This is a genomic window from Sinorhizobium sp. KGO-5 (assembly GCF_036245905.1).
Classification (GTDB): Bacteria; Pseudomonadota; Alphaproteobacteria; order Rhizobiales; family Rhizobiaceae; genus Sinorhizobium; species Sinorhizobium meliloti_A.
Genome location: NZ_BDIZ01000002.1, coordinates 380,173 through 397,163, shown reverse-complemented (window position 1 = coordinate 397,163; position 16,991 = coordinate 380,173). Strand labels below are relative to the sequence as shown.

The window sequence follows — 16,991 nt, the reverse complement described above, 5'->3', positions numbered from 1 at the left end:
AGAAGATATCATGATCGTTCGCCAGGCCCTGTTCGAGGGGATCATCCATCCTGGCCGGGAGCAGGCATTCCGCGACTATGTCGAGGAGAAGCTGGTGCCTCTGTGGCAGGCCTTTCCGGGCGTCAGGGAAGTCCGGGTGCTCCATGCCGTCGACCGGGACGAAGGGGCACCGGTTTTCGCGATGATCCTCTCCACCATCTATGATGATCGCGCTGCTTTGGCGCGAGCATTGGAGTCGCCGGTGCGCTACGAGAGCCGCGAACTGACCAAGGGTCTGCTGGAGATGTTCGAAGGCCACATCCACCACCATGTGTTCGAGCTCGCCGCTCGATCAACGGATTGAGTTGTCCGCTGCTCCCCGAGTGCCGCCAATCCGTAGCACGTGCCCTTTCAAGGTACGAATAAGGCAAACGCTTGTGTCATTGCAGCGAGTGTCTGGGCAGGGATGCAAGCGGTCGATCGACTATTCCAAGTTCGTCCGAACAATTTAGATGGCACTGCGTTTGACATACGTCGCGTATATTTGAATTGACAGACGCTACGGACGCTGGTTCACATACGCCACGTATGTAGAGCCGGCAACGATGTCACAATCACCCAGTGCCGGAAACGTTGAAAAGGAATGAACAGATGACGCGACGCGACGCAATCTTTCCCGCCGATCGGCATGCCCTGTACGAAGCTCACGGATATTCAGCCGCGATCCGCTCCGGCGACCTCCTGTTCGTCTCCGGGCAGGTCGGCAGCCGTTCCGATGGTAGTCCGGAACCGGATTTCGGGCGCCAGGTCCAACTGGCTTTCGAAAATCTGCGGGCGACGCTGAATGCGGCCGGCTGCACCTTCGACGATATAGTCGATGTGACCACGTTCCACACCGACCCCGAGAACCAGTTCGAAACCATCATGGCCGTCAAGAATCAGATCTTCAGCGCTCCACCCTATCCCAACTGGACCGCGCTGGGCGTGAACTGGCTTGCCGGGTTCGATTTCGAGATCAAAGTCATCGCGCGCATTCCCGAGGCGGCATAGGATTTCGTCGACCGGAGCACCGGCACCGCCGCTCACTATCCGAAAGCTCAAGCATTCTGAGGCATCGTCGGAACTTGAGACCGAGCCCTTGCATTTCTTCGTGTAAGGACGAAGGAGGCTTAAGTGAAAACGGCGTTGGCGGTATTTGGCGGGTTCGTCCTGTCTCTCGCGTTGTTCCTGAGCGGAGCGGTCGTCGCAGTCTTGTTCCTTACCGGCAAGCCTGCGCGCCAGCCGCAGCTCGACGTGAACCAGGCGGAAATATGGACCAAGCAGCCGCGAGCAGTCGACAGGGCGGCCCAGCAATTCGAGCGACTGCCCGCCCGCTCCGCCCCGTCCGACCTTAACGCTTCGAGAGAGTCCGAGACGCCCGCAATGGGCAACGAGGCCGAAAAGGAACGCGCCCCGGAGCCTTTGGACAAGACGGCCACCGCTTCAATTCAACCGCCGCCGGCGCAGGAGCAGCCGACGGCGTCGACAGTACCCGCCGCTCATGCCGAATGGTGTGCGAAACGCTATCGCAGTTATCGTCCGTTCGACAACAGCTACAGATCTTTCAGTGGCGGACGGCGGACCTGCAACTCACCCTACATGGATGCGGCGTGGGGGCCGTCGGAGGATATTTCGCCTGTAACGCGCGGTATCGAGGCGGAAGAGGCCGACGACCCCTCGACGCAGTTGGAATACTCGGCCGACAATGGGGCCGACAATGGCGAGGCAATCAGACTGACGCAGGAACACGTTGCCTATTGCTTCAGCCGCTACCGCTCCTACCGCCCGGAAGACAACAGTTACCAGCCTTACAGCGGCGGCCCGCGCAAACAGTGCCGGTAAAGAGGCGCTTGGGCGATCTGCACCAGGAGACGACTGAAAATCATCTCAGGCAAATTTTGCATAGGATGCTGCGCGAATTGAATTGGTCAGCCGCGGCAAGTCGCTCCTATGTTCCGTGATGACCGCATGTCTCCTTTCATCGGACCGGTGAAACGAGACATGCGGCAAGTTGACGATTTTGCAGCGACCTTTGCGTCCAGAGAGGCGCGGCGCTGCAGGGCAGCAGGCACAGCAAGGGGAACACATGGGCAGGATCGTCTATGTCCACGGTCAATTCCTGCCGGAGGAGGAGGCCCGCATCGGGCTTTTCGATCGCGGCTTCCTGTTCGGTGACGCCGTCTACGAAGTGACGGCGGTTATCGGCGGACGGATGATCGACAACGACCTGCATCTTGGCCGTCTGGAACGTTCGCTGAGGGAACTCGCCATTCCGCTTGCCCTCTCGCGCAGGGAGATTGCCGGCGTCCAGGCGGAATTGATCGCCCGCAACGGCTTGCGGGATGGCACGGTCTATCTGCAGGTCTCGCGCGGCGAGGCGGATCGCGACTTTCTCTATTCCGACGCGCTGGTGCCGCGGTTCGTCGGCTTCACGCAGGCGAAGACGCTGACCGGCACGAAGGCTCAGCAGGACGGCATATCGGTCGATCTGGCCGACGACCCCCGCTGGAGCCGACGCGACATCAAGACCGCCATGCTGCTCGGTCAGGTCATGGCGAAGCAGGCGGCGCGCGCCCGCGGTTTCGACGATGTCTGGCTGGTGGAGAACGGGCTGGTGACGGAGGGCGCATCTTCCACGGCCCATGTCATCACCGGTGACGGGCGCATTCTCACCCGCGCCGCGTCGCGTGCGACGCTGCCGGGCTGCACGCAGCGTGCCCTCGCACTGCTCTGTGCCGCCGAGGGTCTCGCGATCGAGGAGCGCTCCTTCGCGCCCCACGAGGCGCAGGGCGCCGCCGAGGCGTTCCAGACCTCCGCCTCCAGCCTCGTCATGCCCGTCGTGCGCATCGGTGACCGGGTCGTCGGCAACGGCAAGCCCGGTCCGATGACCCGAAAACTCCAGGGCCTCTATCTGGAAGCGGCCGGCGTTCCGGTCTAGAGCACTACCGGGAAAAGTGTGTAACGGTTTTCCGTCCGGAAGTGCGTTGGATCAAATGGTTAGAGCATTTCAGTGTTTCTATGAAACGTTGAAATGCTCTAGATCCGTTGACTGGTTCACTGAAACGGTAACGTGACAGGGAGGGGCGATATGAAGACCGCACGGGAACTGGGGCTGATCCCGAAGGGCAGGCTGGAACCGGGGCCGGGCAATGCCATTACCGACGTTGCGGGCGTTTCGGTCGGCCACCGGTCGCTGCGCGGCGAGGGCCTCTTCACCGGGGTCACGGCGATCCTCCCGCATGCAGGCGACGTCTTCCGCGTGAAGCCGCGGGCGGCGGTGGAGGTCATCAACGGCTTCGGCAAATCGGCGGGGCTGATGCAGGTGGCCGAACTCGGCACGATCGAGACGCCGATCCTGCTCACCAACACCTTCGGCGTTGCCGCCTGCACCGAAGCGCTGGTCCGCCGCGCCATCGCCGCCAATCCGGAGATCGGGCGAAAGATCTCGACGGTCAATGCGCTGGTCTGCGAGTGCAATGACGGCAGCATCAGCGACATTCAGGCGCTGGCCGTAAGGCCCGCCGATGCCGAGGCGGCGCTGGACGCCGCGCGCACGGGGCCGGTGGAGCAGGGTGCGGTCGGCGCCGGCTCCGGGATGACCGCCTTCGGATTCAAGGCCGGCATCGGCACGGCCTCGCGGCGCATGCGGATCGGCAAGCGCGACTTCACGCTCGGCACGCTGGTCCTTGCCAATTTCGGCGCGGCGGGAGACCTCGTCCTGCCGGACGGGCGCCGGCCCGATCCGCGAGCGCCGGCCGATCCCGAGCGCGGCTCCGTCATCGTCGTCATGGCGACCGATCTTCCCTTGGCAGATCGCCAATTGCAGCGGGTCGCGCGGCGTGCCGGCGCGGGCATCGCCCGGCTCGGTGCCTTCTGGGGCCATGGCAGCGGCGATGTCGCCCTCTGTTTCACCACCGCCGACCCGGTGGACCATGAACCCGCCGCGCCGTTCGCCACGCAGGTGCGGCTCGCCGACGGCCACATCGACATCGCCTTCCGCGCCGCCGCCGAGACGACGCAGGAGGCGGTCCTGAACGCGCTCTGCATGGCCTCCGCCATGCCGGCGCGCAACGGCCGCATCTATCCCTGCCTTGCCGACTGGCTGAAGGAGAACCCGTCCCCATGATCTTCGTGAAGGTCTGATCAGGCGGGTGCGGGTTCCAGGAGCCGCTGCGCCGTCGCCCATAGTTCCTCGACCTTGCGGTTGCGGCTCGCTGCGTGGCGGTAAAGGCGGATCTCGAGGGCGAGGTTCCAACCCTCGTCGGCAGAGGCAGGCACGAGGCGGCGCGCATCGATTTCCTCGCGGGCCAGGCTCTCCGGCAGCCAGCATACGCCCGCGCCGGTCACCGCCATGTTCATCAGGCCGGCGCTGATCGTGTTTTCGTGCGTCGTACGGCGGCGGAAAGGCGGGCGGCGCAGCAGCAGGCGCGACAGGGCGACCCCGAAGAAGGAATTGAAGCCGTAGCTGAGATAGGGGATGGCGAGCCGCGGCTGCGCGATGGCGCGGTCGAGGAGGTTCAGTCCCGGCTGCGCATCGCCGGACAGCACGATCTCTGCCGCGACCAGCGGGATCAGCCGGTCATGGGCGACGGTCAGCGCGGAAAACTGCCCGCTATCGAGATGAAACGGCACTTCCGGATGCGCATAGGTCAGGAAGAAATCCGCCTCGTCGCCGACGAGCGCGTCGAGGTTCGCTTCGATTCCGCCGCGGTCCGGAATGAGCGAGGTGCTGAATGATCCACCCGCCGCTTCCAGCATCTTCAGCCAGCGCGGAAAGAAGGTGACCGTCAGCGTATGCAGCGCGGCAAAGCGGATGAGGCCCGGCTCGTGCGGGAGACGCAGCACTTCGCGCGCCGCGTAGAAGGTGCGGATCGCTTCCTGTGCCACGGGCAGGAAATTGCGCCCCGCGGGCGTGAGTTCGGCCGGCATGGTGGCGCGGCTGATGAGCGTCGCGCCCAGCCAGCTCTCCAACTGCTTGATCCGGCGGCTGAAGGCGGGTTGCGTCACGTTGCGCAGCTCGGCCGCGCGCGAGAAGCTGGACGTGTCGGCAAGCGTCACGAAATCCTCCAGCCACTTGATCTCCATATCCGCTTCCTTTGCTGCACGCGTGCTGCGCGCGATCATAAGTCATTCAATCGAAATAGGTATGTCGATTCTGCATGGGTTGTTGCCAAAAGCGAATTGGCCAAGCCAACTGCAACCTTCCACGTTGCGTCTGGAGGAAATAGGTGCCGGCCCGTCCGGGACCGACATGGGGGAGTTGCGAATGGCGCTCGGAATAGAAGCCGATCTTATCCTCATCAATGGCCGGATCTGGCGCGGCCGGGAGGAGGGCATCAGCGAGGCTCTCGCCGTGTGGCAAGGCAAGGTTCTCGCAACCGGGAGCGATGCGGACATTTCGGGCCTGAAGGGGCCGCGCACCGAAGTCATCGATCTCGAAGGCCGCTTCGCCACCCCCGGCCTCATCGACAACCACCTGCATCTCATCGCAACCGGCATGGCCATGGGCTGGGTCGACGCGACGCCCGCCAGCGCGCCGACGCTTGCCGCCCTGTTGGGCCGGATTTCCGACCGCGCAGCCACGACGCCGAAGGGCGGCTGGGTGCGCGCCCGCGGCTATGACCAGGTCAAGCTCGACACCGGGCGGCACCCGACGCGCGACGATCTCGATCGCGTGGCCCCCGATCACCCGGTCCTGCTGACACGGGCCTGCGGTCATGTCTCGGTCGCCAACTCCCGCGCTCTGGAGCTTGCCGGCATCACCGAGGCGACGGCCGTGCCGGAAGGCGGCGTAATCGGCCTCACGGAGGGCCGGCTGAACGGCTTCCTGGCGGAGAACGCCCAGAGCCTTGTCAGGGCCGCCATGCCGGCGGCAACGACCGAGGACCTGATCGACGGGATCGAGCGGGCAGGGCGATATCTGCTCTCCTTCGGCATCACCAGCTGCATGGATGCGGCCGTGGGGCAGGTCTCCGGTTTTGCCGAAATCCAGGCCTATGAGATGGCCAAGCTTTCCGGCCGGCTGCCAGTGCGCGTCTGGTTGACCCTGCTCGGCGATCCCGGCGTTTCCATCGTCGACGATTGCTGGCGCGCGGGCCTTCTTTCCGGCGCCGGTGACGACATGCTGCGCGTCGGCGGCGTCAAGGTCTTCCTCGACGGCTCGGCGGGCGGGCGCACCGCCTGGATGACGAGGCCCTACAGGGGCGAGCCGGACAATATCGGCGTGCAGATGCTGCCGGATGCGGAGGTCGAGGCGGTCGTCAAGGCGTGCCACGACCGCGGCTATCAGATGGTCTGCCACGCCATCGGCGACGGCGCGATCGAGCAGCTCATCACGGCCTACGAGAAGGCGCTTGCCGCAAATCCCGATCCCGATCGCCGCCATCGCGTCGAGCATTGCGGCTTTTCCACACCGGATCAGAATGCGCGCATGAAGGCCGCCGGTATTCTGCCTGCGCCGCAGATGGCCTTCATCCACGATTTCGGCGACAGCTACATATCCGTGCTCGGGGAGGAGCGCGGCCGGTCATCCTACCCGATCGGCACCTGGATGCGCATGGGCCTGAAACCGTCGACCGGCTCGGATTCACCGGTCTGCTCGCCGGATCCGTTCCCGAACCTGCACGCGATGCTCACGCGCCAGACGGGCAGGGGCACGGTGTTGGAGGCATCCGAACGGCTGAGCCGCGAGGAGGCATTGCAGGCCTACACCGAATACGGCGCCTATTCGCAGAAAGCCGAGGGGGTGAAAGGGCGGCTCGTGCGCGGTCAGTGGGCGGACATCGCCATCTTCGACAACGACCTTCTGGCCGCCGCGCCCGAAACCATCCTTTCGGACACAAAGTGCGTGCTGACCCTGCTTGCGGGCCGCGTCGTCCATGATGCGCGCTGACGGCCTGCCGGACTGAACCGAAACGATGCCGAGAACGGCACGAGAGGGAGAACGAAATGCTGAAGAGATTGACACTGGCCGCAATGCTCAGCCTCGGCGTGGCTGCCGGGGCGCTTGCCGCGGGCGAGCGCCATGGCGGTACGCTCGTCTTTACCGCACCCTACGGCTCGAGCTTCGCCACGCTTGACGTGCAGTCGAGTCCCAACACGCAGGAAGAATTCATCACGCAGGCCATCCACCGTGCGCTCTACAGCTGGGATTCGAACCAGAACAAGCCCGTCCTGGAACTGGCGTCCTCGGAGGAGGTTTCCGAGGACGGCAGGGTCCACACCTACCACCTGCGTAAAAACGCCGTGTTCCACAACGGCAAGCCGCTGACGGCCGACGACATCATCTACAGCTACAAGCGCATCGCCAACCCGGAAAACGCCTTCCCCGGCGCAAGCTTCATCGCCGTTATCAAGGGCGCCGAGGACTATATCGCCGGCAAGGCCGACGAGATTTCGGGGCTGAAGAAGATCGATGACCATACGCTGGAGATCACCTATGCCGGTACGATCAATCCCGGCTTCCCGCTGATGCAGAACACGACGGTCATCTACCCTTCGAATGTCGAGGACGAATCGACCTTCGGCAAGAATCCGGTCGGCCTCGGCGCCTTCGTCTTCAAGGAGCACGTGCCCGGTTCGCAGGTCGTCGTGGAAAAATTCGACAAGTACTACGAGGAGGGCAGGCCCTATCTGGACCGCATCAACATCGTGCTGATGGCCGAGGACGCCGCGCGCGACGTCGCTTTCCGCAACAAGGAAATCGACGTGTCGATCCTCGGCCCCACCCAGTACCAGGCCTATCAGGGCGAGGAGGGGCTGAAGGATCACCTTCTGGAAGTCGCCGAGGTGTATACCCGCAACATCGGCTTCAACCCCGCCTTCGAGCCCTTCAAGGACAAGCGGGTGCGCCAGGCGATCAACCATGCCATCAATGCGCCGCTGATCATCGAACGCCTCGTCAAGAACAAGGCCTACCCGGCCTCCGGCTGGCTGCCGATTTCCTCGCCCGCCTTCGACAAGGACAAGGCGCCCTACGCCTACGATCCGGAGAAGGCAAAGGCGTTGCTCGCCGAGGCCGGCTATGCCGACGGCTTCGAATTCGAGGTGACGGCGAGCCCGAACGAAAGCTGGGGCGTGCCGATCGTCGAAGCCATCCTGCCGATGCTGAAGAAGGTCGGCATCACCGTGAAGCCGAAGCCGGTCGAAAGCTCCACGCTTGGCGAGGCGGTGACGACCAACAACTTCCAGGCCTTCATCTGGTCGAACCTCTCCGGCCCCGACCCGCTGAACGCGCTGCGTTGCTACTATTCGAAGACGGCGCAATCGGCCTGCAACTATACCAGCTATGCAAGCCCGGAATTCGACAAGCTCTACGAGGCGGCACAGCAGGAACGCGACCCGGCCAAGCAGAACGACCTCCTGCGCCAGGCCAACAACATCGTGCAGGACGACGCTCCGGTCTGGTTCTTCAACTACAACAAGGCGGTGATGGCCTACCAGCCGTGGATCCATGGCCTCGCTCCGAACGCCACGGAACTGGCGATCCAGCCCTATGACGAAATCTGGATCGACGAGACGGCGCCGTCATCGCGCCAGTAAGACCTTGAGGGGGAGGGGGTAGCTGCGGCTGCCCCCTTATCGATTGTCGCCGCCCGTACGGGCGGCCAGAACGGGACCGCTCATGCTTCGTTTTACCCTGCGCCGCGTCCTGCAGATAATACCCACGGTCGTGGTGGTGGCGTTGCTCATCTTCGTCATCTTCAGCGTCGTACCAGGTTCCTTCGCCGCAAGCCTCTTCGCCGATGGCAGGCGTGCCGCCGACCCGCAGATGATCGCCCGCCTCAACGAGGAATTCGGGCTGAACAGGCCGTTGATGGAGCGCTTCGTGACCTATGTCACGGACCTTGCGCAATTCGATCTCGGCACCAGTTTCCGCACCCGTCAGCCGGTGATCGATCTCATCAACGACCGTATGTGGGCCTCGCTGCAACTGGCGCTCGCCGCCATGGTCTTCGCCCTCGTCATCAGTGTGCCGCTCGGCTTCGTTGCTGCGCTAAGGCCCGGCTCCGTGCTCGATACGGTGACCATGATCGGGGCGGTGTCCGGCCTCTCCATGCCGCAGTTCTGGCTGGGTCTCCTGATGATGTATCTCTTCGCACTGCAGCTGAACTGGTTGCCGAGTTTCGGTTACGGCGACGGGTCCTTCCGGAACCTGATCCTGCCCGCTGTCACGCTCGGGGTCACGCCCCTTGCACTTCTCGCGCGCACCACGCGGGCCGGCGTCCTCGATGTCCTCAACGCCGACTTCATCCGCACCGCCCATTCCAAGGGCATGAGCGAGGCCAAGGTGGTGCGCTGGCATGTGGCGCGCAACGCGCTGGTGCTGATCGTCACGACCGTCGGCCTGCAATTCGGCTCGCTGATCGGCCAGGCTGTCGTGATCGAGAAGCTCTTCGCCTGGCCCGGCATCGGTTCGCTTCTGGTCGATAGCGTGGCGAGCCGCGACATTCCCGTGGTGCAGGGCACGATCCTCGTCATCGTGCTCTGGTTCCTGGTCATCAACACGGCCGTCGACCTGATCTATGCCGCGATCGATCCGCGCATCAAGCAGGAGTGACGGGAATGCGCCTCGGTTTCAACTTCTGGCTCGGTGCCGGACTGACGACGCTGGTGATCCTCGCCGGCATCCTCGCCCCCTGGATTGCGCCCTTCGACCCCGTGCTCGACGCGGACCTGATGAACTCCGAACTGCCGCCGGACGCCACCTTCTGGTTCGGCACGGACGGGCAGGGGCGGGACGTCTACACCCGCATCCTCTACGGCGCGCAGATCTCGCTGACGGTCGGCATCGTCTCGCAGGTGATCAACTCGATCATCGGCGTCACGCTCGGCATGACCGCCGGTTACTGGGGCGGCTGGTGGGACGATCTGGTGAATGGCTTCACGAACGTCATGCTCGCCATTCCCTCGCTGATCTTCGCGCTGGCGGTGATGGCGGTGCTGGGTCCCGGCCTGCCGTCGCTGCTCATCGCGCTCGGTCTCACCAACTGGAGCTGGACCTGCCGCATCGCCCGCTCTTCCACACTCTCCCTGAAGTCGCTGGGCTATGTGCAGGCGGCGCAGACGCTCGGCTACGGGGACCTGCGCATCATGTTCACGCAGATCCTGCCCAACATGATGGGACCGATCCTCGTCATGGCGACGCTCGGCATGGGCTCGGCGGTGCTTTCGGAAGCCGCACTCTCCTTTCTCGGCCTCGGCATCCAGCCGCCGTTCCCGAGCTGGGGCTCGATGCTGACGGATGCGCGCCAGCTCATCCAGCTCGCGCCCTGGGTGGCCATCTTCCCCGGCCTTGCCATCTTCCTCTCGGTGCTCGGCTTCAACCTTCTCGGCGACGGCCTGCGCGACAGCCTCGACCCGCATATGAGGACGCGCACCCCATGACCGCGCTTCTGAACATCAAGGAACTCCACTTGGGCGTCGCGGTCGGCCGCTCCGTCAATCGTCCGCTCCTCAAAGGAGTCTCCTTCCAGATCATGCCGGGCGAGGCCTATGGTCTCGTCGGCGAGTCCGGCTCGGGCAAGTCGGTGACTTCGCTCGCCGTCATGGGGCTTCTCAAGAAGCCGCTCGCCGTTTGCGGCGGCGAGATCCTGTTCAAGGGGCAGAATCTGCTGGCGCTGCCTAAGCGCGAGATGCGGCGCCTGCGCGGCAACCGCATTGCCATGATTTTTCAGGAGCCGATGACGGCATTGAACCCGCTCTCGACCATCGGCCGGCAGATCGCCGAGATGTTCGTGCTGCATCAGGCAAAGAGCTGGGACGATGCGCAGAAGCTCGCGGTCGACGCGCTCGCCAGCGTGCGCGTGCCCAATCCCGACCGGCGGGTGCGCAACTATCCGCACCAGATGTCGGGGGGCTTGCGCCAGCGCGTGATGATCGCCATGGCGCTCGCCTGCAATCCGGACCTCCTGATCGCCGACGAGCCGACCACGGCGCTCGACGTCACCGTGCAGGCCGAGGTGCTGCGGCTGATCAAGGAACTCTGCGCCGAGCGCGGTACGGCGGTTCTCTTCATCAGCCACGATCTTGGTGTGATCGCCAGCATCTGCCAGCGGGTCGGCGTCATGTATGCCGGCTGCCTCGTCGAGGAGAACGAGACACGGGCGCTTTTCGCGGCACCCCGGCACGAATACACCCGTGGGCTCCTCGGCGCCCTGCCGCGCTTCGGCAGCCGCGGTCTGCACGGCCGCCAACGGCTGGTCGACATCGATAGCATCATTGCCGACCGCTCGAAGCTCACCGAGACCCGCTTCATCGCGCCGCGCAGCGCGGAAGAGGGGGGTCAGCCATGACCGACCCTCTGCTCGAGGTGGACGACCTGCATGTCCGCTTTTCCGTTGCCGGCGGAGGGCTGCTCGGAACCGGGCGGCGCATGCTGCATGCCGTCAACGGCATCGGCTTCTCGCTCGCCAAGGGCGAATGCCTGTCGATCGTCGGCGAATCCGGTTGCGGCAAATCCACCACGGCGCTCTCGATCCTCGGTCTTCAGGAGCCGACCGAAGGCACGATCCGCTTCCGCGGTCAGCCGCTTACCGGGCCGGGTGCGCCCGGACGCATGCAGCGCGCCAAGGCGGTGCAGATGGTTTTCCAGGACCCCTATGCCTCGCTGAACCCGCGCCAGTCGGTACGCACCTCGCTCGCTGCGCCGCTCAGGCTGCACGGCATCACGGCCGCATCGGAGATCGCCGACCGGATCGAGATCATGCTCGCCAATGTGGGGCTGACGCCCGAGCAGGCGAACCGCTATCCGCACGAGTTCTCCGGCGGTCAACGCCAGCGCATCGGCATTGCCCGCGCCCTCATCCTCGAACCGGAAATCGTCGTGCTGGACGAACCGGTATCCGCCCTCGACGTGTCGATCCGCGCACAGATCATCAACCTGCTGCTGGACCTGCAGGAAAAGCTCGGCCTCGCCTACCTGATGATCAGCCACGACCTGAGCGTGGTGGAGCATATGAGCGACCGGGTGCTGGTGATGTTCTTCGGACAGGTCGTGGAGGAGGGCGGCTGGCGGGAGATCTTCGAAAGGCCCGCCCATCCCTATACGCGCCGGCTCATCGCTGCCATTCCCGATCCGGATGCGGCGCTGAACCCGCGGACGAAAGACCACTTTGCCGATGTGCCGCTTCCTGCCGGTCGCCGCGTCGCACTTGACGGCAGCACGGCACCGGACGTCTTTGCCGCGCCCCCGCCCTCCGAACTCGTCGAAATTGCGCCCGGCCATCGGATGAGATTGGTGCCAGTCGTCTAGAGAAATTCCGGGAAAGCGGAAATTCTCTAGTCCAGCGTAAAGCCCTGTCGCCCAAAATTGCGACGCGACTGCAAAAGAACTAGATTGCTATCATTGAAAGCGAATGCAAGGGTTTGACTATGGCGATCCTGACGGTTCGGAATGTGCCAGATGAAGTGCATCGCGCATTGCGCGTGAGAGCGGCGATGCACGGCCGCAGCACCGAGGCGGAAGTGCGGGAGATTCTGGAAAGTGCAGTGAAGCCCGAGCAGCGCGTTCGCATGGGCGATGCCCTGGCTGAGCTCGGCCGGCGACTGGGCCTGACCAATGACGATTCCGCAGTGTTCGACGAGGTACGTGACAAGGCGCCGGCGCAGCCGATGAGATTTTAATGATCTCGTCTCCGAGGCGATGAAGCCGGCCGCCGATCCGGCCGTGCGCTCCTGGTTGAACGAGCAGGTCGCTGAAACCCTTTATCTGGCCAGTGTGACCTTGGCCGAACTGCTGTTCGGCATCGGTGCGCTGCCGGATGGTCGGCGCAAGAAGGCTCTGGCCGAAATGTTTGAGGGCGTGCTCGAACTGTTCGGCGATCGCGTATTGCCGTTCGATATCGGAGCTGCTCGCTACTATGCCGGGCTTGCCGTGACCGCTCGAGCCGCCGGCAAGGGATTTCCGACGCCCGACGGATATATTGCCGCCATTGCCGCCTCCAGGGGATTCCTCGTCGCGACGCGCGATATCAGCCCGTTCGAAGCGGCTGGACTTACCGTGGTAAATCCTTGGCACCACCGATGAATCAGAAACCTCATCCACTGGTGCTTCGGATCGTTTCAGGCGGCGGCTAGAGAGCAGCAGATTGGTGAGCCGGGGGCCGTCGCTTTCAGCGGTGAGCAGAGCGTCTGCAACGCGTGGAAAGTTCGTGTGCGCCCACCGGCTCTAGCCTCCCCGTGTCGATACCTGCGTTTACTGTCCGATCGGAAGGCCCTGGAATTGCTCTACCGTTTCATCGAGCTGCACCCACTTATGTTTCGATTGCACGAATACTGACATGGCAGGCGGGGCGAAGTTCGGGTCGGCAAATGACCCTACCGCCACCCCGATCCAGGACGGCGAAGCATCGGCTTTCCAATAGAGGGTCGAGCCGCAGCTTGGGCAAAAATGCATCCGGACCTTGCGACCGCTCTCGGCAGTACGAATGTATTCCGTAGACACGCCAGATATTTCGACACAGTCAATCGAGTAGAACGCATTCGCGCTGAAAGGTGCACCAGTTCTTCGCTGACAGGCGAAACAGTGACACAGCGCGGTCAGTCGTGGCGGTTCGTTAAGCATCAATCTTAGAGCGCCGCAGGCGCATTGGGCAGTGGCCATGGAAACTCCTCCCGCTTGCACGGTGAGATTGCGTTTATTGAGGGCTGAAGCGCGGGCCCGAACCGCAATTCATTGCGGTGGACGATGCGAAGGGCTGGACCTGATGCAATTTCAGGATCACAGAAACTCGACTGTAGATCTCTAAAGCGCCGCGGTCTAGATGTGAGCTTTCGATAGGGTGCAGGAAATGGGGGCGGTCAACGGTACCGCCTGGATGACGTGGCCAGTCCGAGAATGTGCGAGTCAAAAATGTCGGGAACAAAACCGCGTCCGGTGCGTTGATGTCGGTTAAGCAATTTTGCGCACCTGGGGTCGCGCGTCGAGCAGAGTTGTCCCTCCATGACTCCGGCTGAGATTCAATCGATCCCTTGAAGAGCCGCGAGGGACTTGTTTTCATGTCGAATGTCGAAGAATTTCCGCTTACCGGTCGCGTATTGACCGAATACGAAGCGCTGATCACGTCAGCTCCAACTGCGCTCGATGCTATCCCGGGAGCCGTTTATGTCTGTGATCACGAGGGATGGCTCGTGCGCTACAACGCCGAGGCAGCCGAGCTTTGGGGTAGACAGCCATCGCTTAGCGCACCGCGAGAGCGGTTTTGCGGGTCCCAACGTCTTTTCCTTCCGGACGGCGCGCTCTTGGAGCATCAGGACTGCCCTATGGCTAAGGCGGTCAAGAACGGTGTCTCCACGCGCAACGCCGAGGTGATCATCGAAAGACCTGACGGATCCCGCATCTTTGCGCTCGTGAATATTCGCCCGCTCAGAGACCATCGGGGAGCAATTCAAGGGGCGATCAATTGCTTCCAGGATATTTCGCAACAGAAGCGGATCGAAGCGGAGGTCATCCGCAAGAGCAAGGACCTGGAGGACTTCTTCGAGAACAGCGCGATCGGGCTGCACATCGTCAGCGCCGCGGGGATCATCCTGCGGGCGAACAAGGCAGAGCTGGAGCTCCTCGGATATCCGGCGGACGAGTATGTAGGCCGGCACATCGCTGAATTTCACGCAGATCCGCCTGTCATCGGCGACATTCTTGACCGCCTGTCCTGTGGCGAAAAACTCGATCGCTATCCCGCCCGCTTGCGCGCACGCGATGGCTCGATCAAGCATGTGCTGATCACATCCAACAGCCGCTTCGATGACGGAAAATTCGTCAACACCCGATGCTTCACGACCGATGTTACCAGCCTGTACGAATCGGAAGACGCACGACGTGAGAGCGAGGAACGACTTTCAGCCACCTACCAGGCGGCGACGATCGGGATCGCTGAATCCGATGCGAATGGCCGCCTGCTGCGGGTCAATGACGCATTCTGCACCATGCTGGGCCGCTCGCGCGAACAACTCCTGACTATGACGTTCCTCGACTATACGCATGAGGATGACCGCGGTGAGGAAGCCCGCTCCTATGCGCGGCAGGTCAACGGAGAGATTGATACTTATGCAATTCGCAAACGTGCCGTGAAGCCCGACGGTACGGTCGTTTATCTCGATGTTTACAGTTCGACTGTCCGCGATCACGCCGGTCGTTTCCGTTATGGCGTGCGGGTTCTGCTTGATGTCACCGAAGCGAAACGCATGGACGACCGTCTTCGCGAAAGCGAACAGCATATGCGTGATTTGCTCGAGGCGCTGCCCGCCGCCGTCTACACCACAGATGCCGAAGGTTGCATCACTTTCTTCAATAAGGCGGCTGTCGAGATGGCCGGCCGCACCCCACAGATCGGAGATAAATGGTGTGTCACCTGGCGTCTCTACAGACCGGACGGCACCTACCTGCCGCACGACCAATGTCCAATGGCCGTGGCGCTCAAAGAAGACCGACCGGTCCGTGGCGAACAAGCCGTGGCGGAAAGGCCGGATGGGACCCGTGTGCCGTTCATACCGTATCCCACTCCGCTGCATGATGTCGCCGGCAAGCTCGTTGGGGCGGTCAACATGCTGGTGGACATCTCCGATCGCGAGAAGGCTGCGGAATATGCAGAACGGCTCGCGGCCATTGTCAGGTTCTCGGACGATGCGATCGTAAGCAAGGACACGCAAGGCATCATCCAGACTTGGAATAGAGGTGCCGAACGCCTGTTCGGCTATTGCGCCGAGGAAGTGATCGGAAAGCCTATAAACATCCTCATTCCGCCCGACCGCCAGGACGAGGAGCCCGGCATTCTTGAAAGGATTCGGCGAGACGAGCACATCGACCATTATGAGACGGTACGGATTCGAAAGGACGGAACCCTGATCGATGTCTCCTTGACGGTTTCCCCTTTGAAAGACGCCCGCGGTCGCGTCGTCGGCGCGTCAAAGATCGCGCGCGATATTACAGAAAGGCGACGCAGCGAAGAACACCGCAAGCTCCTGGTCAACGAACTGAACCACCGCGTAAAGAACACGCTCGCCACGGTGCAATCGCTGGCTGCGCAAACCTTCCGTGGTCTAAACGCAAGCCAGGATTTTGGCCGGTTCCAAAGCCGGCTCGTCGCATTGGCGAGGGCGCACGACGTGCTTACTCGGGAGAGCTGGCAGGGTGCGGATCTTCAAGAGGTCCTGCTCGCGACGATCAATCCAATCTGCGTGGAACCCCAGCAGCGCGTTGAGGCCTCCGGTCCGCCAATCCGGTTGCGGCCGAAAATGGCACTGGCATTGTCGATGGCTTTTCATGAGCTTTGCACAAATGCTGCAAAATACGGGGCGCTCACGAACGACGGCGGTCTCATCAAGGTCAGCTGGCATGTCAGCGATATTGAGAGTGCGTCTCACCTGCATCTACAATGGGAGGAGATTGGTGGTCCATCTGTCATAGTCCCAGCGCGGACGGGTTTTGGCACCCGCCTGCTCGAACGTGCTTTGGCTCGCGAACTCGGCGGCAAGGTCGATCTTGTGTTTGCGCCGAGCGGCGTGCGCTTTCACATCGAGGCGCCACTGGCATGACGTTCAAGCTTCTACAGGCCTGACGCATGACAGCGCGCAGACTTCGGGTACTCGTGGTCGAAGACGAATCCATGATCGCCATGCTGATTGAAGATAGTCTATGCGAACTCGGGCATGAGGTCGTCGCTATAGCCTCTCGGATGCAGGAGGCGCTCGATATCGCGCGGAAAGGTCAGTTCGACATCGCCATCATCGACGTCAATCTGGACGGGGAGCCCAGTTATCCGGTCGCGGACGTTCTGGCGGAACGCAACGTACCCTTCATTTTTGCCACGGGCTATGGCAGCAAAGGCCTGGATACAAGGTACTCGAACATCCCCTTGCTCACGAAGCCGTTTCTGGACAGCGAACTGGAAACCGCGCTGGTGCAGATTTCAAAGGAAGTCTAGCGAGCAGAGGCCTGAAGATGTTGACGCGCAGCTTGCCGCAGCCGCGCAGTC

General features: G+C 62.8%; 17 protein-coding genes. 15 read left to right on the top strand and 2 right to left on the bottom strand.

Annotation, left to right across the window (positions count from 1 at the left end):
• The first annotated feature begins 10 nt into the window (after positions 1 to 10).
• The 5 genes from BHD07_RS11110 to BHD07_RS11090 all read left to right on the top strand — a co-directional run bounded on the left by BHD07_RS11110 (position 11) and on the right by BHD07_RS11090 (position 4,144).
• On the top strand, positions 11 to 343 hold the full coding sequence (locus tag BHD07_RS11110) for an antibiotic biosynthesis monooxygenase (RefSeq protein WP_275598655.1): 333 nt from the start codon (positions 11 to 13) through the stop codon (positions 341 to 343).
• Between the two features lie 287 nt (positions 344 to 630).
• Positions 631 to 1,029, top strand: coding sequence for a RidA family protein (locus BHD07_RS11105; RefSeq protein ID WP_275598656.1), 399 nt, complete (start codon positions 631 to 633; stop codon positions 1,027 to 1,029).
• 123 nt (positions 1,030 to 1,152) lie between these two features.
• Positions 1,153 to 1,860 carry a BA14K family protein gene (locus tag BHD07_RS11100; protein ID WP_275598657.1) on the top strand — a complete coding sequence of 236 codons (708 nt, stop codon included), beginning with the start codon at positions 1,153 to 1,155 and terminating at the stop codon, positions 1,858 to 1,860.
• Between the two features lie 244 nt (positions 1,861 to 2,104).
• Complete coding sequence (locus BHD07_RS11095; protein WP_275598658.1) at positions 2,105 to 2,956, top strand: D-amino-acid transaminase; 852 nt, start codon at positions 2,105 to 2,107, stop codon at positions 2,954 to 2,956.
• A gap of 150 nt (positions 2,957 to 3,106) precedes the next feature.
• Positions 3,107 to 4,144, top strand: a complete 1,038-nt coding sequence (locus BHD07_RS11090) for a DmpA family aminopeptidase (protein WP_275598659.1) — start codon at positions 3,107 to 3,109, stop codon at positions 4,142 to 4,144.
• A 17-nt stretch (positions 4,145 to 4,161) separates the two neighbouring features.
• Here the strand turns inward: BHD07_RS11090 and BHD07_RS11085 are convergent, their stop codons facing one another.
• Positions 4,162 to 5,103, bottom strand: a complete 942-nt coding sequence (locus BHD07_RS11085; RefSeq protein ID WP_338279986.1) for a LysR family transcriptional regulator — start codon at positions 5,101 to 5,103, stop codon at positions 4,162 to 4,164.
• Between the two features lie 181 nt (positions 5,104 to 5,284).
• Between BHD07_RS11085 and BHD07_RS11080 the strand changes: the two genes are divergently transcribed.
• From BHD07_RS11080 to BHD07_RS11045, 8 genes are all read left to right on the top strand, one after another.
• On the top strand, positions 5,285 to 6,910 hold the full coding sequence (locus BHD07_RS11080) for an amidohydrolase (RefSeq protein WP_338279984.1): 1,626 nt from the start codon (positions 5,285 to 5,287) through the stop codon (positions 6,908 to 6,910).
• Between the two features lie 56 nt (positions 6,911 to 6,966).
• Positions 6,967 to 8,559 carry an ABC transporter substrate-binding protein gene (locus tag BHD07_RS11075; RefSeq protein WP_338279982.1) on the top strand — a complete coding sequence of 531 codons (1,593 nt, stop codon included), beginning with the start codon at positions 6,967 to 6,969 and terminating at the stop codon, positions 8,557 to 8,559.
• Between the two features lie 82 nt (positions 8,560 to 8,641).
• Complete coding sequence (locus tag BHD07_RS11070) at positions 8,642 to 9,577, top strand: ABC transporter permease (RefSeq protein ID WP_338279980.1); 936 nt, start codon at positions 8,642 to 8,644, stop codon at positions 9,575 to 9,577.
• A 5-nt stretch (positions 9,578 to 9,582) separates the two neighbouring features.
• Positions 9,583 to 10,404 carry an ABC transporter permease gene (locus BHD07_RS11065; RefSeq protein WP_100674058.1) on the top strand — a complete coding sequence of 274 codons (822 nt, stop codon included), beginning with the start codon at positions 9,583 to 9,585 and terminating at the stop codon, positions 10,402 to 10,404.
• Positions 10,401 to 11,312: an ABC transporter ATP-binding protein gene (locus tag BHD07_RS11060; protein ID WP_338279976.1), complete on the top strand. Its 912-nt coding sequence runs from the start codon at positions 10,401 to 10,403 to the stop codon at positions 11,310 to 11,312. The genes BHD07_RS11065 and BHD07_RS11060 overlap by 4 nt, the downstream gene beginning before the upstream one ends.
• A complete protein-coding gene (locus BHD07_RS11055; protein WP_338279973.1) occupies positions 11,309 to 12,271 on the top strand; it encodes an ATP-binding cassette domain-containing protein in 963 nt (320 codons plus the stop codon). The genes BHD07_RS11060 and BHD07_RS11055 overlap by 4 nt, the downstream gene beginning before the upstream one ends.
• Before the next feature lie 119 nt (positions 12,272 to 12,390).
• On the top strand, positions 12,391 to 12,642 hold the full coding sequence (locus tag BHD07_RS11050; RefSeq protein ID WP_338279971.1) for a FitA-like ribbon-helix-helix domain-containing protein: 252 nt from the start codon (positions 12,391 to 12,393) through the stop codon (positions 12,640 to 12,642).
• Positions 12,643 to 12,661: 19 nt separating this feature from the next.
• On the top strand, positions 12,662 to 13,045 hold the full coding sequence (locus tag BHD07_RS11045; RefSeq protein WP_338279969.1) for a type II toxin-antitoxin system VapC family toxin: 384 nt from the start codon (positions 12,662 to 12,664) through the stop codon (positions 13,043 to 13,045).
• 168 nt (positions 13,046 to 13,213) lie between these two features.
• Here BHD07_RS11045 and BHD07_RS11040 read toward each other — a convergent pair whose 3' ends face one another.
• Positions 13,214 to 13,621 carry a GFA family protein gene (locus BHD07_RS11040; RefSeq protein ID WP_275598669.1) on the bottom strand — a complete coding sequence of 136 codons (408 nt, stop codon included), beginning with the start codon at positions 13,619 to 13,621 and terminating at the stop codon, positions 13,214 to 13,216.
• A gap of 395 nt (positions 13,622 to 14,016) precedes the next feature.
• Here BHD07_RS11040 and BHD07_RS11035 point away from each other — a divergent pair, with 395 nt between their 5' ends.
• Together BHD07_RS11035 and BHD07_RS11030 are read left to right on the top strand one after the other, a co-directional pair.
• On the top strand, positions 14,017 to 16,551 hold the full coding sequence (locus BHD07_RS11035) for a PAS domain S-box protein (RefSeq protein ID WP_338279966.1): 2,535 nt from the start codon (positions 14,017 to 14,019) through the stop codon (positions 16,549 to 16,551).
• A 26-nt stretch (positions 16,552 to 16,577) separates the two neighbouring features.
• Positions 16,578 to 16,940, top strand: coding sequence for a response regulator (locus tag BHD07_RS11030; protein WP_338279964.1), 363 nt, complete (start codon positions 16,578 to 16,580; stop codon positions 16,938 to 16,940).
• Positions 16,941 to 16,991: the final 51 nt, after the last annotated feature.

Excerpts from the sequence above, each read along its gene's own strand:
- BHD07_RS11110 (WP_275598655.1), top strand. The coding sequence starts at position 11 with ATGATCGTTCGCCAGGCCCTGTTCGAGGGGATCATCCATCCTGGCCGG.
- BHD07_RS11105 (WP_275598656.1), top strand. The coding sequence starts at position 631 with ATGACGCGACGCGACGCAATCTTTCCCGCCGATCGGCATGCCCTGTAC.
- BHD07_RS11095 (WP_275598658.1), top strand. The coding sequence starts at position 2,105 with ATGGGCAGGATCGTCTATGTCCACGGTCAATTCCTGCCGGAGGAGGAG.
- BHD07_RS11090 (WP_275598659.1), top strand. The coding sequence starts at position 3,107 with ATGAAGACCGCACGGGAACTGGGGCTGATCCCGAAGGGCAGGCTGGAA.
- BHD07_RS11085 (WP_338279986.1), bottom strand. The coding sequence starts at position 5,103 with ATGGAGATCAAGTGGCTGGAGGATTTCGTGACGCTTGCCGACACGTCC.
- BHD07_RS11080 (WP_338279984.1), top strand. The coding sequence starts at position 5,285 with ATGGCGCTCGGAATAGAAGCCGATCTTATCCTCATCAATGGCCGGATC.
- BHD07_RS11075 (WP_338279982.1), top strand. The coding sequence starts at position 6,967 with ATGCTGAAGAGATTGACACTGGCCGCAATGCTCAGCCTCGGCGTGGCT.
- BHD07_RS11070 (WP_338279980.1), top strand. The coding sequence starts at position 8,642 with ATGCTTCGTTTTACCCTGCGCCGCGTCCTGCAGATAATACCCACGGTC.
- BHD07_RS11065 (WP_100674058.1), top strand. The coding sequence starts at position 9,583 with ATGCGCCTCGGTTTCAACTTCTGGCTCGGTGCCGGACTGACGACGCTG.
- BHD07_RS11060 (WP_338279976.1), top strand. The coding sequence starts at position 10,401 with ATGACCGCGCTTCTGAACATCAAGGAACTCCACTTGGGCGTCGCGGTC.
- BHD07_RS11055 (WP_338279973.1), top strand. The coding sequence starts at position 11,309 with ATGACCGACCCTCTGCTCGAGGTGGACGACCTGCATGTCCGCTTTTCC.
- BHD07_RS11050 (WP_338279971.1), top strand. The coding sequence starts at position 12,391 with ATGGCGATCCTGACGGTTCGGAATGTGCCAGATGAAGTGCATCGCGCA.
- BHD07_RS11045 (WP_338279969.1), top strand. The coding sequence starts at position 12,662 with ATGAAGCCGGCCGCCGATCCGGCCGTGCGCTCCTGGTTGAACGAGCAG.
- BHD07_RS11040 (WP_275598669.1), bottom strand. The coding sequence starts at position 13,621 with ATGGCCACTGCCCAATGCGCCTGCGGCGCTCTAAGATTGATGCTTAAC.
- BHD07_RS11035 (WP_338279966.1), top strand. The coding sequence starts at position 14,017 with ATGTCGAATGTCGAAGAATTTCCGCTTACCGGTCGCGTATTGACCGAA.
- BHD07_RS11030 (WP_338279964.1), top strand. The coding sequence starts at position 16,578 with ATGACAGCGCGCAGACTTCGGGTACTCGTGGTCGAAGACGAATCCATG.